Origin of the sequence: Herbaspirillum frisingense GSF30 (assembly GCF_000300975.2) — a bacterium.
Lineage (GTDB): Bacteria > Pseudomonadota > Gammaproteobacteria > Burkholderiales > Burkholderiaceae_D > Herbaspirillum > Herbaspirillum frisingense.
The window spans coordinates 231187-247197 of sequence record NZ_AEEC02000001.1 but is presented as its reverse complement, the minus strand read 5'-3'; the positions used below and the strand labels follow the sequence as shown (position 1 = coordinate 247197).

Sequence of the window (16011 nt, the reverse complement as noted above, 5' to 3'; positions counted from 1 at the left end):
CGAGTGGCGACCCTTCGGCGCCGTGCGCCTGGCGCACCGCCGACCACTAGCAGGAGAACCGAGTGCTGCATCAGATCATCGACCGCAGGCTGGCTGGCAAGAACAAGAGCATCGCCAACCGGGAGCGCTTCCTGCGGCGCTTCAAGGGGCATATCCAACGTTCGGTGGCGGACGCAGTGCGCGACCGCAGCATCACCGATCTCGAAAAGTCGAAGAGCATCAGCATCCCGCGCAAGGATGTCTCGGAGCCCTTCTTCCATCACGGCAAGGGCGGCAAGCGCGAGGCTGTGCATCCGGGCAACCAGGATTACCTGCAGGGTGACCGCATCCCGCGCCAGAACGGTGGCAGCGGCGGCGGAGGCGGCAGCAGTGCCAGCAACGACGGCGAAGGCCAGGACGATTTCACCTTCGAACTGACCCGCGAAGAATTCATGCATTACTTCTTCGAGGACCTCGAACTGCCGCGCCTGGTGGAAACCAACCTGCTGCAGGTACCAAGCTGGAAGAACCAGCGCGCCGGCTATTCGGTGGATGGCTCGCCCAACAACATCGACGTGGTGCGCTCGCTGCGCTCCTCGCTGGGCCGCCGCATCGCCCTGGGTGGTCCCTTGCAGCGCCAGCTCGACGTGGCCGAGGAAACGCTGGCCGAGATGAAGCGCAAACCCGAGGAGCACAGCGCCGACATCCAGTTGCTCGAAGAGGAAGTGAAGCATTTGCGCGCCCGCATCCTGCGCATCCCCTTCATCGACCCCTTCGACCTGCGCTATGTGAACCGGGTGCGTCAACCGCAACCCTCCAGTCGTGCGGTGATGTTCTGCGTGATGGACGTGTCGGGCTCGATGGATGAGCAGCGCAAGGATCTGTCGAAGCGCTTCTTCATCCTGCTGTATCTCTTCCTTACGCGCAATTACGAGCACATCGAAGTGGTCTTCATCCGCCATCACACCCGCGCTGACGAAGTCGATGAGAACACCTTCTTCCACTCGCAGGAAAGTGGAGGCACCGTCGTCTCCAGCGCCCTGGAACTGATGCACGACATCATCACCAAGCGCTACTCTCCCAGCGAATGGAACATCTACGGTGCGCAGGCCTCCGACGGCGACAACTGGAACGACGATTCCCCGAAATGCCGCGAGCTGCTGGAGTCGGCCATCCTGCCGCTGACGCGCTACTTCGCCTACATCCAGGTGGCCGATCCGGAACAGAACCTGTGGACCGAGTACATGCAATTGATCGAGTCGCACCCGCACTTCGCCATGAAGAAGGTGCAGTCTGCCGCCGAGATCTACCCGGTCTTCCGCGAACTCTTTGAAAAGCAGGTGCACGCATGAACAGCCGCTTCAAGCATGACCCCCTGCCCTGCCCCTCGGACTGGAGCTTCGATCTGATCGAACGCTACAACGATGAAATCGCCCGGGTGGCCAAGGGTTACGAGCTGGACATCTATCCCATCCAGCTGGAAATCATCTCGGCCGAACAGATGATGGATGCCTATGCATCGCACGGCATGCCGGTCAACTATCGGCACTGGTCCTACGGCAAGCACTTCATGCTGACCGAGCGCGACTACAAGCGCGGCCAGATGGGCCTGGCCTATGAGATCGTGATCAACTCCGACCCTTGCATTGCCTACCTGATGGAAGAGAACACGATGACCATGCAGGCCCTGGTCATCGCTCACGCGGCCTACGGACACAACTCCTTCTTCAAGGGTAACTACCTGTTCCAGTTGTGGACCGATGCCAGTGCCATCATCGATTACCTGGTGTATGCACGCAATTACATTGCCGAGTGCGAAGAGCGTCATGGCTTCGAGCGGGTCGAGGAACTGCTGGACTCCTGCCATGCGCTGATGAATTACGGCGTGGATCGCTACAAGCGCCCGCAACGGCTGTCGCTGGCGCAGGAAAAGGCGCGCCAGCGCGAGCGCGAAGCCTACATGCAGTCGCAGGTCAACGAACTCTGGCGCACCCTGCCGGCGAAGAAGGAAACGGCCGCCGCGGCAGTCGAGGGCCGCTTCCCTTCCGAGCCTCAGGAAAACCTGCTCTACTTCGCCGAGAAGAACGCGCCCTTGCTGGAGCCCTGGGAACGTGAAGTGATCCGCATCGTGCGCAAGGTCGGCCAGTATTTCTATCCGCAGCGCCAGACCCAGGTCATGAACGAGGGCTGGGCCACCTTCTGGCATTACACGCTGTTGAATACGCTCTACGACCAGGGTCGCCTGACCGATGGCTTCATGATGGAGTTCCTGCATTCGCACAGCAATGTGGTGTTCCAGCCGCCCATCATTAAGCCCTATTACAACGGCATCAATCCCTATGCCCTGGGCTTCTCGATGATGAGCGACATCCGCCGCATCTGCGAACAGCCCAGCGATGAAGACCGCGAATGGTTCCCCGAGATCGCCGGCAGCAACTGGCTCGATACCCTGCAATACGTGATGCGCAACTACAAGGACGAGAGCTTCATCGCCCAGTATCTTTCGCCCAAGCTCATGCGCGACATGCGCATGTTCGCCGTGCTGGACGATGAAGCGCGCAGCGAGATCGAGGTCTCGGCCATCCACAACGAGCGCGGCTTCCAGTATGTGCGCCAGGCCCTCTCGCGGCAGTACGACATCAACCACCGCGAGCCCAACATCCAGGTCTGGTCGGTCAACACGCGCGGCAACCGCAGCCTGACGTTGCGCCACTTCCGCAGTGACGGCCGCTCGCTGGGCGACAGCACCAACGAGGTGCTGCGGCACATGGCGCGGCTGTGGCAGTTCGACGTCTATCTGGAAAGCGTGGATGACAACGGCTACATCGTGCAACGCTATGAATGCGTGGCCGAGAACAGGTATGCTCTGCGCTCATGACTGATCGCCATCAGGAGTGATGATGCCCGCTGCCCCCGCCACCCCGCGCCCGCCGATCTCGGCCCGAACCATCCCGCTGTTTCCGCTGGCCAGCACGCTCTTTCCCGAAGGGCGGCTGCCACTGCAGATCTTCGAGGTGCGCTATCTGGACATGATCGGCAAGTGCATCGCCGAAGGCAGTGGCTTTGGCGTGGTGGCCCTGACGGCAGGCTCCGAGGTCCGTCGTCCGGGACAGAGCGAACGTTTCGTCGGCGTAGGCACGATGGCCCGCATCAAGGAGTGGAGTACGCCATCCCCCGGTCTGATGCGGGTGGCCTGCCTGGGTGACGAGCGCTTCCGCATCCTGCAGGCCGAACAGCAGAAGCATGGCCTGTGGACGGCCCAGGTGGAAATGATGGAGGCCGATCGCGCCGTGACGATTCCCGAGGAACTGGGCAACACCGCGCAGGCGCTGGACAACCTGCTGCAGTCGGTATTGCGCCAGGGCCTGCCGGAGAGCGAGGTGCCGATCGCGGCGCCTTACCGGCTGGACCATTGCGGCTGGGTCGCCAACCGCTGGGCCGAGATGATGCCCATCACCGTCGAACTCAAGCAGAGCCTGCTGGCGCTGGACAACCCCGTGCTCCGCCTGGAGCTGGTGCAGGACGCGCTGGATGAACTGGGCTGGCTGAAGTAGCCGCCTTATCCCTTATCCCTTGCCTTACGGCGCGACCCCGCTGATCCCCGCCTCGGCCAGCAAGGCCGACAATCCCGACCAGAAGATCTGGATGCCGATGCACAACAGGATGAAGGCTGACAGGCGCAGCACCACCATGGTGCCCAGGCGCCCCATCAGGTTGACCAGCTTGTGGGCGTAGTTGTAGCAGAGGAAGATCACCAGCGCCGTCAGCGCGGCACCCAGCGCGGCGCTGCCCACCGAAATCACCCAGTCCAGCAGGCGCGTGGGCGTATTGGCACCCAGCGTGATGGAGGCGGCAATCGTGCCCGGTCCCACGGTGAGGGGAAAGCTCATGGGATAGAAGCTGCGCGCCTTGATCTCTTCATCGGGCAGGTCTTCGTCATAGGTCTTGGCAACCTGGGTGGGGATGGAACTGTCCTGGCTGTTGTCGTTGAGCAGCTTCCAGCCCGATACCGCTACCAGCAGGCCACCACCCACGCGCACGATGGGCAGCGAGATTCCGAAGAAGGTCAGCACGTGCGAACCGATGAAGATCGCCGCCACCAGCATGAACCAGCAATTGATGGCCACCTGGCGCGCAATGCGCTTCTCGGTGCTGCGGCTGACGTTGCCCAGCAGGTTGGCGAACACCGGTGCGATGCCCAGCGGATTGAGGATGGGCAGCAGCGTGATCGGGATCAGGACCACGGCCTTGAGGAAGAGGATGAACATGGCGGAATGGGCGCTCGGAAATGCATTGATCGGTTGACCCGGCAGCGTAGCTGAAAGCCGCTACGCTGCCAACTACGACCGTGCTGTGCGCCCGATGTTCGCCCGCTGCTGGCCTGATCAGGCCGCCCGCAAGCGCATGCCGCGCACACGGGTCAGCAGCAGGACCGCGATCCCGAGGTTGAGCAGGTTCCAGGCGATGCCGTTGGCGAAGGCGGCGTGATAGGAGCCGGTCAGGTCGAAGATCTTGCCCGACATCCAGCCGCCCAGGGCCATGCCGAACATGGTCGCCATGATGACCGCGCCCACCCGCTGGCCGGCTTCGGCGGCCGGGAAGTATTCGCGCACGATGATGGCGTAGGACGGCACGATGCCGCCCTGGAACAGGCCGAACAGTGCCGAGATGATGTACAGCGAAGCCAGGCTGTCGAAGGGGATGAACAGCAGCAGCGACAGGCCCTGCAGCATGGAACCCAGCAACAGCGTGCGCAGGCCGCCGATGCGGTCGCAGATGGCTCCCGAGACCAGGCGGCTGACCACGCCGCAGGCCAGCATCAGTGACAGCATCTGGGCACCCCGCGCCGGACCGTAACCGAGATCGCCGCAGTAGGCCACGATGTGTACCTGGGGCATGGCCATGGCCACGCAACAGGCCACACCGGCCACGCATAGCAGCAACTGCGCCGCACCGGGCGAGAGGCCGAAGGGACGCGGTCCGCCACCGATGCGGGCGCTGGTCGTGCCACTTTCCTGCACCGGAGGACGGGCGCGCATCAGCAGGGCCAATGAGCACATGATCAGCGTACAGGTGATGCCCAGGCCGATATAGGTCTGCTGCCAGCCGACACTGTCGACGAAATGCTGGACGATGGGCGGCCAGATCGCGCCACCCAGGTAGTTGCCGCTGGCGCATACCGCCACGGCGATGCCGCGTCGCTTGCGGAACCACAGCGAGGTGTCGGCCACCAGCGGAGAAAAGGTACAGGCCGTCCCCAGCAGGCCGATCAGCACACAGTGCGCCGCCATGAAGAACCAGATATTGGGCGCCAGCGCTGCAGCGATGAATCCTCCGCCCAGGCAGACGCCGCCCAGCAGCAGGGGGCGCATGATGCCGGAGCGGTCGGCCATGCGGCCCATCAGCAGGCCACCCACGCCCACGCCGAGCATGGTCAGCGTGTAGGGCATGGACGCCAGGCCGCGATCCACCTGGAAATGCGCCTGCACCGCCGGCAGCACCACCGCCATCACGTACATGCCGCTGGCCCCGACGACCATCAAGACCATGGTGATGCACAGGCGCAGCACGGCATAGGAGGAATCGACCTGATGACGGTCAACGGCAGCAGGCTCTGGGGACAATGAGGGTGGCACGGTCGGTCTCCGGACTAATTATTGATATCGCTGCGGCGTTTCTGGTTTTTATCTGCCGCGCAAGAATTGCACCCGACTGGTGCGGGCCGACTAGCCTAACATGGGTCGCGCCGGCTTGCTGGTGAGTACTTGGCGCCGGCGATGTGGGGGGATCAATCCACGTGATCAGCCGACGTGATCAGCCAACGTGATACAGGCGCACCTGGCGAAAGCCCAGGCGCTCCTTGTGGCGAGCGATCTTCTGCAGCATCTGCAGGCCCTGCTCATGGTCCTCGACCACCACGCGGCGCACCGCACTGCGGCCTTCGGCGCCGTCCCAGGCCTGCGTGAGCACCCAGTCTCCCAGGAGATCCTGGACCAGGTCCACGGTGAAGATGGCGCGCGACTTGCCGTCCGAGAAGTGCAGGCGCGTGGCCACGGTCACGGGCAGTGCATGGGTGACGTGGTCAGCGGAATCGATCATGGCTAAAGCAAGGGCTACGGAACGGCGGGCGTGGATGATAGCAGGACGGCTGCCGAATACAAGCCACAGGAAAAACTGCCCGGCGCGCAGGCCGGGCATGGAAGGACTTACAGGTTGGGCGCGAGCCAGCGCTCCAGCTCGTCCCTGGACACCTGGCGACGGCGGGCCATGTCCTCGACCTGGTCAGCGCCGATCTTGCCGACCACGAAGTACTTCGACTGCGGATGGGCAAAGTAGAAGCCCGACACCGACGCGCCAGGGAACATGGCATAGGACTCGGTCAACTGCATGCCGATCTCGTCGCACTGCATGGTGCGGAAAGCGTCAGCCTTGACGGTGTGCTCCGGGCAGGCCGGATAGCCGGGCGCGGGGCGGATGCCGAGGTATTTTTCCTTGATCAGGTCGGTGCTGCTCAACTGCTCGTCGGCGGCATAGCCCCACAAGTCCTTGCGCACGCGCTCGTGCAGGTATTCGGCGAAGGCTTCGGCCAGGCGGTCAGCCAGGGCCTTGAGCATGATGGAGGAGTAATCGTCATGCGCATCCTCGAAGCGCTTCTCGTACTTCTCGATACCCAGGCCGGCGGTGACGGCGAACATGCCGATGTAGTCCTGCACGCCCGAATCCTTGGGCGCGATGAAGTCCGACAGGCACTGGTTGGGACGCGCCACGCCATCGACCACCGGCTTCTCGGTCTGCTGGCGCAGGCCGTAGTAGGTGAAGGCGACCTGGCTGCGGCTGTCGTCGGTATAGATCTCGATGTCGTCGTCATTGACGGTATTGGCCGGCAGCAGCGAGATGACACCATTGGCGGTGAGCCAGCGGCCATCGATGATCTTCTTGAGCATGGCCTGGGCTTCTTCGAAGACCTTGGTAGCGGCTTCCCCGACGACCTCATCGGTCAGGATGGCGGGATAAGGTCCGGCCAGGTCCCAGGTCTGGAAGAACGGGCCCCAGTCGATATAGTTGGCCAGCAGGCCCAGGTCGACATTCTTGAACAGGCGACGGCCGATGAACTTGGGCTTGACCGGGGCGAAGTCGAGCCGGGTCTTGTTGGCGCGGGCGGCTGCCAGCGACAGCATGGGTGCGGCCTTCTTGCTTGCGTGCTGCTCGCGGATGCGTTCGTAGTCGGCGTTGAGTTCGCTGACGTACTGGGTCTTCTGCTCGTCGGCCAGCAGCGATTGCGCCACCGACACGGCACGCGAGGCGTCCGGCACGTAGACCACCGGGCCTTCGTAGTTGGGCGCGATCTTGACCGCCGTGTGCGCGCGCGAGGTGGTGGCGCCACCGATCATGAGCGGCATCTTGATGCCGGCGAAATACGGGTCGCGCTGCATTTCCTTGGCCACGTAGGCCATCTCTTCCAGCGAGGGGGTGATCAGGCCCGACAGGCCGATGATGTCGGCCTTCTCTTCCTTGGCCTTGGCCAGGATCTCGGCGCAGGGCACCATCACGCCCATGTTGACCACCTCGAAGTTGTTGCACTGGAGGACCACGGTGACGATGTTCTTGCCGATGTCGTGGACGTCGCCCTTGACGGTGGCGATCACGATCTTGCCCTTGGGCTTGGCGACCTCGCCGGTGGTGATTTCGAGCTGGCGCTTTTCTTCCTCGATGAAGGGGATCAGGTGCGCCACGGCCTGCTTCATCACGCGGGCCGACTTGACCACCTGCGGCAGGAACATCTTGCCCTGGCCGAACAGGTCGCCGACCACGTTCATGCCGTCCATCAGCGGGCCTTCGATGACATGGATGGGACGGCCGCCATCGGCGGCGATCTGCTGGCGCACCTCTTCGGTGTCTTCCACGATCCATTGCGTGATGCCGTGCACCAGCGCATGCGAGAGGCGCTTGGCGACCGGTTCACTGCGCCATTCCAGGGTGGCTTCTTCCTTCTTGTCGCCGGCCTTCAAGGTGGCGGCATATTCGATCATGCGCTCGGTGGCGTCGTCACGGCGGTTCAGCACCACGTCTTCCACGCGCTCGCGCAGTTCGGCCGGCAGGTCGTCATAGACGCCGATCATGCCGGCATTGACGATGCCCATGGTCATGCCGGCCTTGATGGCGTGGTACAGGAAGACCGTGTGGATGGCCTCGCGCGCCGGGTCGTTGCCGCGGAAGCTGAAGGACACGTTGGAGACACCGCCGCTGATCTTGGCGTAGGGCAGGTTCTCGTGGATCCAGCGGGTGGCTTCGATGAAGTCGACCGCGTAGTTGTTGTGTTCCTCGATACCCGTTGCCACCGCGAAGATGTTGGGGTCGAAGATGATGTCTTCCGGCGGGAAGTCCAGCTTGTCCACCAGCAGGCGATAGGCGCGCTCGCAGATTTCGATCTTGCGCGCGAAGGTATCGGCCTGCCCCACTTCGTCGAAGGCCATGACGATCACGGCGGCGCCGTAGCGACGGCACAGCTTGGCTTCGCGCAGGAATTTCTCTTCGCCTTCCTTCATCGAGATGGAGTTGACGATGGACTTGCCCTGCACGCACTTGAGACCGGCTTCGATGACTTCCCACTTGGAGGAGTCGATCATGATGGGCACGCGGGCGATGTCCGGCTCGGAGGCGATCAGGTTCAGGAAGCGCGTCATGGCCGCGACCGAATCCAGCATCGCCTCATCCATGTTGATGTCGATGATCTGCGCGCCGTTCTCGACCTGCTGGCGGGCCACGGCCAGGGCTTCGTCGTACTGCTCGTTGAGGATCAGGCGGGCGAAGGCCTTGGAACCGGTGACGTTGGTGCGCTCGCCGACGTTGACGTACAGCGATTCATCATTGATGGTGAAGGGCTCCAGGCCCGACAGGCGCATCTCATGAGTGGCTTCCGGGACCTTGCGCGGAGCGATGGTGGCCACCGTCTCGGCGATGGCCTTGATGTGCGGCGGCGTGGTGCCGCAGCAGCCGCCGGCGACGTTGACGAAACCGCTCTCGGCGAATTCCTTCAGCAGGGCCGAGGTGACGTCGGGGGTTTCGTCGAAGCCGGTGTCGCTCATCGGATTGGGCAGGCCGGCGTTGGGGTAGATGCAGACGTAGGTATCGGCGATGCGCGACAGTTCTTCCGCATAGGGGCGCATGAGGGCTGCACCCAGCGCGCAGTTCAGGCCCACCGTCAGCGGGCGGGCGTGACGGATGGAATTCCAGAAGGCGGTCACGGTCTGGCCCGACAGGATGCGGCCGGAGGCGTCGGTGACGGTGCCGGAGATCATGATGGGCAGGCGCTTGCCGCTTTCCTCGAAGAAGGTATCGATGGCGAACAGCGCAGCCTTGCAGTTCAGGGTATCGAAGATGGTCTCGACCAGCAGCACGTCGGCGCCACCTTCGACCAGCGCGCGCGTCTGTTCCAGGTACGCGGTCACCAGTTGATCGAAAGTGACGTTACGCGCTGCCGGATCGTTGACGTCAGGAGAAATCGATGCAGTCTTGGGCGTGGGGCCAAGGGCGCCGGCCACGAAGCGCGGCTTGTCCGGGGTCGAATACTTGTCGCAGGCGGCGCGGGCCAGGCGGGCCGATTCCAGGTTCATCTCGTAGACCAGATGCGCCATGTGGTAATCGTCCTGGGCCACGCTGGTGGCGCCGAAGGTATTGGTCTCGATCAGGTCGGCACCGGCAGCCAGGTATTGCTCGTGGATTTCCTGGATGATGTGCGGCTGGGTCAGCGAGAGCAACTCGTTGTTGCCCTTGACGAACATCTCCTTGCCGGGAACGCTGAAGTCGGCAAAACGCTGGCCACGATAATCCTCTTCGGTCAGCTTGTAGCGCTGGATCATGGTGCCCATGGCACCATCGAGGATGAGGATGCGCTGCGACATCAGGTCGCGCAGCAGCAATTCGGTCTGGCACAGTTCGTTCGGCTTCATCTGGCGTTTTTCTCTGGTTGCGGCAACAATGCGGGCCTGTCTGCGGGACTGTCCACGCTTTGGCGGGACAAAAAAACCGGTCTGGACCGACCGGTTTTACAGGCAAAAATGAGAGCCAGATTATACGCGAAAGCGCCCTACCCCCCGAGCCAGCCGGCCTTTGCGGCTGGATTTGCTTGCAATCCATCAACTGTTGACAAAGATGACAGCGCCTCGCCCCATCCTCATCCTGACCGCCCTGGAAAGCGAACTCCAGGCCACTGACGCGCCCGATGGCGTAGAGCTGCTCTATTGCGGCGTCGGCAAGGTCAATGCCGCGCTGCATGCCACCCGGGCCATCCTGGAGCGGCAGCCGCGCCTGGTGATCAACTTCGGTACCGCGGGCAAGATCGATCCGCACCATGACGGCCTGCTGGAGGTGGCGGCGGTGGTCCAGCGCGACATGGCGGCCATGCCGCTGGCGCCACGTGGCGTGACGCCGCTGATGAACCAGGAGCAGCAACCGCCGCGCCTGGAATCCGGCCATCCCGGCGTGCTGTGCGGCACCGGCGACAGCTTCGTCACCGCAGCCGACGACTGGCTGGTGGCGCAGGGCGTCGATCTGGTGGACATGGAGTTGTTTGCCATCGCCCGCGTCTGCCACCATTTCGGGCTGCCCTGGCGGGCCTTCAAGTTCGTCACCGACGGCGCCGACGACGATGCCGCCGATGACTGGCAGGCCCGCGTCCACCTGGGTGCGGAGCTGTTCTGGCGGCATCTGCCGCACGTGCTCAAGCAATACGCCTGAGCCCACCCGCTCAGGCGAAGCGGCCGCCTTCCAGCGGGAAGCCCTTCAGGAATTCCGCCGCCGGCAGGCGCTTGCCGCCGGGCTTCTGCAATTCGGTCAGCAGCAGTGCGCCTTCGCCGCAGGTCACCACGATCCCGCCCTGGGCATCGGCCGACAACACCTGGCCGGGTTCACCCTGCTGCGCCACGGTCACCGGACGCGCCTGCCACAGCTTGACCACGGTGTCGCCGAAGCGGCCGGTGGCACCGGGGAAGGGATTGAAGGCGCGGATGCGGCGCGCCAGTTGTTGCGCGCTCTGGCTGAAGTCCAGCGCAGCCTCTTCCTTGGCGATCTTGGCGGCGTAGTTGGCGCCCTCTTCCGGTTGCGGCGTGGCCGGCAATGCGCCCTGCTCCAGCTTTTCAATGGCTTCCACGATCATCCGGCCGCCCAGCGCGGCGAGCTTGTCATGCAGGCTGCCGGTGGTGTCCTCGTCAGTGATGGGCAGGCTTTCGATCAACATCATCGGGCCGGTATCGAGTCCTTCTTCCATCTGCATGATGGTGATGCCGGTCTCGGTGTCGCCGGCCTCGATGGCGCGGTGGATGGGGGCGGCGCCGCGCCAGCGCGGCAAGAGCGAGCCGTGGATGTTGATGCAGCCGTAACGCGGGATGTCGAGCACGCTACGCGGCAGGATCAGGCCATATGCGGCGACCACCATCACATCATGCGGGGTCGATTGCAGCAGCGCATGCGCTTCCTGCGCAACCTCGGGGTACTTGCCGTTCAGGCGCAGCGAGACCGGCTGCGCCACAGGCGTGCCGTGCTTCAACGCGCATTGCTTGACCGGCGAGGCCTGCAGCTGCATGCCACGTCCGGCCGGACGGTCAGGCTGGGTCAGGACCAGGGTGATCTCGTGACCGGCGGCGTACAGGGCTTCGAGGGCAACGGCGGCAAATTCCGGCGTGCCGGCGAAAATGATCTTCATGAAAAACTCCAGAGGCGGCGCCGGGCGCCGCGATGTCGGGTGGCTAGAGATTGCGGGGCTTGTGCGGGGCGCGGGCGAAGGCCATATCGTACAGCCAGTTCGGCAGCAGTCTGAGTAGCTTGGCCACCACCCCCATCTGCCAGGGAATGACGCGGTAGCTGACGCCTTCGGCGATGCTCTGTACGGCGCGTTCGGCGAAGCGCTCCACCGGCATCAGGAAGGGCATGCGATAGGTGTTCACGCGGGTCATGGGGGTGTCGATGTAGCCGGGCGCGATGGTCACGACCTTGATGCCGGAGGTGCGCAATTCCACCCGTAGTGATTCGCAGTAGCTGATCACGGCAGCCTTGGAGGCGCTATAGGCCTCGGCACCGGGCAGGCCACGGATGCCGGCCACGCTGCCGATGCCGACCAGGCGGCAGCGGCGACGCTGTGCTTCGGGTTGGGCCTTCATGCGCGCCACGAAGGGCGTGAAGGTGGCAAAGGTGGCGGTGACATTGACGGCCAGGATGCGCTCGAAGGCGCGCAGGTCTTCCTGGTATTCGGTGAGCGTGCCTTGGGAGATGCCGGCATTGGCGATGACCACGTCGGCGCCACCGAACTCGGTCATGAAAGACTCTGCAGCAGCGGCCAGGGCGGCGTGATCGGTGACGTCGAGCGCATACACGCGATGCCGTTCAGGATGCGGCAGGCTGGCGCGCAAGGCCTCCAGCTCGGCGCCACGCCGTGCCACCAACCCCAGGACCGCGCCACGCTGTGCATAGGCGCGCGCCAGGGCCATGCCGATGCCGCTGGAAGCTCCGGTCAGGAAGACGCGTTCCTGGGCTGCGACGACGGGAAGGGTGGCCATGCCGGCTCCTGAGGGTATGTGAAGGGTTGCGACCGGTCGAACATGTCCGGGCTCAAATGACAACGGTCCGCGGCCTTGCGGACGCGGACCGTGCAGGACAGGTGAAGCTTACTTCTTTTTGGCTGCAGCGCCGCCGGCGGCCTTCTCGGCAGCGACCTTGGCTACCAGGTGATCCATCACCTGCAGGGCAGCGGCCTGCTGCATCGACTCGGGCTGGTTGGCCAGGGCCACACCGACCACGGCCGGCGAGGTCACATAACGGCCGTCGATGGCGATCATGGGCACGCCGTCGACCTTGTAGGCTTCCTGCAGCTGGGCGGCACGGCGGGCCTTGGTCTGCACGCCGAAGGAGTTGTACAGGTCGAGGAATTTCTGCTTGTCCAGACCGATCTTCTCGATGTAGGCCAGGATGGTCTTGTCGGTATTGATGCGCTGGTTCTCGACGTGGATGGCGTGGAAGATCTTGGGGGTCAGCTCATCCGCCTTGCCCATGGCTTCCAGCGTGTAGTACAGCTTCTGCTGCGGCACGAAGGTATCGCGGAAGGCCACCGGCACCTTCTTGAAGTTGATCTTGTCGCCTTGCTTCTTGACCCAGGCGGTCAGCGAGGGGTCCCATGCGGCGCAGTGCGGGCAGTCAAACCAGAAGAATTCGGTGACTTCGACCTTGTTGCCGGAGTCAGTCGGCTGGGCCTGTTCCAGCACGCGGTAGTCGCTGCCCACTTGCGGATTGGCCGGCGAAGCCGAGGCGCCGACGCTGGCGGTGAAGGCCAGTACGCCAAAGCTGACGGCTGCCAGCAGCTTTTGATGGAAACGCATGGTATTACCCTCTCTGATGGATAGTCGTTTGGAACCGGCCTGTGCGCCGGTCTGCACCCCGTGCCGGCCGGCCATCCCTTGCCGCCGGCACCGTGGGTGTGCTGTGGATTACTTGGGAATGCGCACGATGGCGGCATCGACCCCGTTATCGGACAGCTTGCTGCGCGTGCGGTTCATCGCTTCGGCATGGTCGAAGGGACCGATGCGCACGCGATAGAGCACGCCGCTGTCGGCGGTACGTTCAGTGACGCGGGCTTCGAAACCGAGCAGGGCCAGCTTGGCGCGGGCGCTCTCGGCATCGGCCTGGTCGCGGAAGGCGCCGGTCTGCAGGAAGTAGCTCCACTTGTCGTCATTGCTGTCGTTCTTGGAGGCCGACGGCGCGGCGGCAGAGGGCTTGGCGTCCGCCGTCCTGGTGTCAGGCTGCTTGGCCGGCGGGGTCGCGGCCTGCGGCGCTGGCGCTACTGGCGGCACCGGCTGGGCAGCGGCGGTATTGGGCGGCACCGGGGTCTGCGACTGCTGCTGGTCGCGCGCGGCCTCGCGGGCGATGTCGCGGTTGCCGTAGAGCGGACGGTTGGGGTCGGCCGCCTGGGCCGGGGTCGGATCGGCCCGTTCGGGACGCACCACCTTGTTGACGAAGGGGATGGGCGACTTGGTGATCATCAGGGCCACGCCCACGGCGATGCCCAGGCCGACAATCAAACCCAGGATCAGGCCGAGCAGCGTGCCGCCGGCCTGCTTGTGATGTTTCGCGTTCAACGGTTTCACGTTTCTCTTTAGCTGCTTGTTTACATTCTGGCCGGAGCCGATACGCCCAGCAGGGCCAGGCCGTTGCGCAGTACCTGACGGGTGGCGGACAACAGCGCCAGGCGTGCGGACCTGGTTGGGACATCGTCGACCAGCACGCGTTCCGCATTGTAGTAGCTATGCAGTTCGCCTGCCAGATCGCGCAGGTAGAAGGCAACCTGGTGCGGTCCCAGCTCCTGCAGGGCATGCGCCAGCATGTCCGGGTATTCGGCCAGCTTGGCCAGCAGGGTCGCTTCACGCGGGGCGGTCAGCGGCGACAGGTCGGTCACGTCCTTGAGCTCATCCTCGTTGCCACCCCACTTGCCCAGCACGGTACAGATGCGCGCATGGGCGTATTGCACGTAGTAGACCGGGTTTTCGTCGGACTGGGCCAGGGCCAGGTCGACGTCGAAGACGAACTCGGTATCGGCCTTGCGCGAGATGAGGAAGAAGCGCACCGCATCGCGGCCGCGGGTGAGGTCGCGTTCCTGGCCTTCGACGGCCTCGCCGGCCGACCATTCGATCAGGTCACGCAGGGTGACGTAGGAACCGGCACGCTTGGAGATCTTGACCTCTTCGCCATTGCGCATGACGGTGACCATCTTGTGCAGCACGTAGTCGGGATAGCCTTGCGGGATGCCCACGCCGGCTGCCTGCAGGCCGGCACGCACGCGGGCGATGGTGCCGTGGTGATCGCTGCCCTGGATATTGATGACCTTGCCGTAGCCACGTTGCCACTTGTTGATGTGATAGGCGACATCGGGCACGAAGTAGGTATAGGTGCCGTCGGTCTTCTTCATGACGCGATCCTTGTCGTCGCCATAGTCGGTGGTGCGCAGCCACAGCGCGCCATCCTGCTCGTAGGTCTTGCCGGCCTTGACCAGCGCGTCCACGGCAGCGGCCACCTTGCCGTCGGCATAGAGCGAGGACTCCAGGTAGTAATTGTCGAACTTCACGCCGAAGGCCTGCAGGTCCAGGTCCTGCTCATGACGCAGGTAGGCGACGGCGAAGCGACGGATCGACTCGATATCTTCGACATCACCGCTGCCGGTGACGGGTTCGCCGTCGCTGGCGGCGACGGTCTTCTTGTCCAGGAAGTCGCGGGCGATGTCGGCGATGTAGTCGCCGTTGTAGGCCGATTCCGGCCATTGCGCATCGCCCGGTTTGAAGCCACGGGCGCGGGCCTGCACCGAGCTTGCCAGCGTAGCGATCTGGACACCGGCGTCGTTGTAGTAGAACTCGCGCAGGACATCGTAGCCCTGCACGTCCAGCAGCGACGACAACGCATCGCCCAGCGCACCCTGGCGACCGTGACCCACGTGCAGCGGACCGGTGGGGTTGGCGGAGACGAACTCGACCAGCACCTTCTGGCCCGCGCCTGCAGTGCCGCGACCAAAGGCCTCGCCCTGTTGGTGGATCGCCTTCACCACCGCCTGCCTGGCGGCTGCGGCCACGCGCAGGTTAATGAAGCCCGGACCGGCGATCTCGACCGATTCCACCAGGCCTTCGCGGGCCGGGTCGGCCATCACGGCGGCCACGATGGCTTGCGCCAGCTCACGCGGGTTCTTCTTGAGCGGCTTGGCCAGTTGCATGGCGATGTTGCAGGCGATGTCGCCGTGCGAGGCGTCACGCGGGCGCTCCAGGGTGATGGTCGGCGTCAGGCCGCTGTCGGCCAGCAGCGGCTGCAGGGCGGACGAGAACAGGTCGGAGATGCGTTGTTTCTGTTGTGCGAGCATGGGAATGAGGGGTAAAGCGGAAGCGGCCGTGGCGCTGGACCGGCTGTGAGGCGCCGCGCGGAGGGATCGCTTGCAATTGGTTGAGCAGCCGAGATTATACCGGCTAGGCGTACCGTGTTGGCTGCATGAACAAGCGGCTTGCGTGC

General features: G+C 64.1%; 13 protein-coding genes. 4 read left to right on the top strand and 9 right to left on the bottom strand.

What is annotated here, in order from left to right:
* The first annotated feature begins 62 nt into the window (after positions 1 to 62).
* From HFRIS_RS01125 to HFRIS_RS01115, 3 genes are read left to right on the top strand one after another with little or no spacing between them, the layout of a single operon-like run.
* Entirely contained in the window at positions 63 to 1331 is a 1269-nt protein-coding gene (locus tag HFRIS_RS01125) for a YeaH/YhbH family protein (protein WP_006461358.1), read from the top strand.
* On the top strand, positions 1328 to 2857 hold the full coding sequence (locus HFRIS_RS01120; protein ID WP_006461357.1) for a SpoVR family protein: 1530 nt from the start codon (positions 1328 to 1330) through the stop codon (positions 2855 to 2857). Before HFRIS_RS01125 ends, HFRIS_RS01120 begins: the two co-directional genes overlap by 4 nt.
* Before the next feature lie 22 nt (positions 2858 to 2879).
* On the top strand, positions 2880 to 3533 hold the full coding sequence (locus HFRIS_RS01115) for an LON peptidase substrate-binding domain-containing protein (protein ID WP_039873807.1): 654 nt from the start codon (positions 2880 to 2882) through the stop codon (positions 3531 to 3533).
* 24 nt (positions 3534 to 3557) lie between these two features.
* On the opposite strand, the gene HFRIS_RS01110 is transcribed toward HFRIS_RS01115, so the two are convergent.
* The 4 genes from HFRIS_RS01110 to metH form a co-directional block, all read right to left on the bottom strand.
* Positions 3558 to 4247, bottom strand: a complete 690-nt coding sequence (locus HFRIS_RS01110) for a MarC family protein (RefSeq protein ID WP_006461355.1) — start codon at positions 4245 to 4247, stop codon at positions 3558 to 3560.
* Positions 4248 to 4364: 117 nt separating this feature from the next.
* Complete coding sequence (locus HFRIS_RS01105; RefSeq protein WP_420865053.1) at positions 4365 to 5528, bottom strand: MFS transporter; 1164 nt, start codon at positions 5526 to 5528, stop codon at positions 4365 to 4367.
* A gap of 265 nt (positions 5529 to 5793) precedes the next feature.
* Positions 5794 to 6078 (bottom strand): WGR domain-containing protein, encoded by a 285-nt coding sequence (locus tag HFRIS_RS01100; RefSeq protein WP_039873897.1) that lies wholly within the window; start codon positions 6076 to 6078, stop codon positions 5794 to 5796.
* 107 nt (positions 6079 to 6185) lie between these two features.
* Positions 6186 to 9929 (bottom strand): methionine synthase, encoded by a 3744-nt coding sequence (gene metH / locus HFRIS_RS01095; RefSeq protein ID WP_006461352.1) that lies wholly within the window; start codon positions 9927 to 9929, stop codon positions 6186 to 6188.
* A 202-nt stretch (positions 9930 to 10131) separates the two neighbouring features.
* On the opposite strand from metH, the gene HFRIS_RS01090 reads away from it, so the two are divergent.
* Positions 10132 to 10716, top strand: a complete 585-nt coding sequence (locus HFRIS_RS01090) for a phosphorylase family protein (protein WP_006461351.1) — start codon at positions 10132 to 10134, stop codon at positions 10714 to 10716.
* 10 nt (positions 10717 to 10726) lie between these two features.
* Here the strand turns inward: HFRIS_RS01090 and fmt are convergent, their stop codons facing one another.
* The 5 genes from fmt to argS form a co-directional block, all read right to left on the bottom strand.
* Positions 10727 to 11680 (bottom strand): methionyl-tRNA formyltransferase, encoded by a 954-nt coding sequence (gene fmt, locus HFRIS_RS01085; RefSeq protein WP_006461350.1) that lies wholly within the window; start codon positions 11678 to 11680, stop codon positions 10727 to 10729.
* A gap of 43 nt (positions 11681 to 11723) precedes the next feature.
* Positions 11724 to 12530: an SDR family oxidoreductase gene (locus HFRIS_RS01080; protein ID WP_006461349.1), complete on the bottom strand. Its 807-nt coding sequence runs from the start codon at positions 12528 to 12530 to the stop codon at positions 11724 to 11726.
* Positions 12531 to 12638: 108 nt separating this feature from the next.
* Positions 12639 to 13346 carry a thiol:disulfide interchange protein DsbA/DsbL gene (locus HFRIS_RS01075; protein ID WP_006461348.1) on the bottom strand — a complete coding sequence of 236 codons (708 nt, stop codon included), beginning with the start codon at positions 13344 to 13346 and terminating at the stop codon, positions 12639 to 12641.
* Between the two features lie 108 nt (positions 13347 to 13454).
* Entirely contained in the window at positions 13455 to 14111 is a 657-nt protein-coding gene (locus tag HFRIS_RS01070; RefSeq protein WP_039873803.1) for an SPOR domain-containing protein, read from the bottom strand.
* A 20-nt stretch (positions 14112 to 14131) separates the two neighbouring features.
* Complete coding sequence (gene argS, locus HFRIS_RS01065) at positions 14132 to 15865, bottom strand: arginine--tRNA ligase (RefSeq protein ID WP_006461346.1); 1734 nt, start codon at positions 15863 to 15865, stop codon at positions 14132 to 14134.
* Positions 15866 to 16011: the final 146 nt, after the last annotated feature.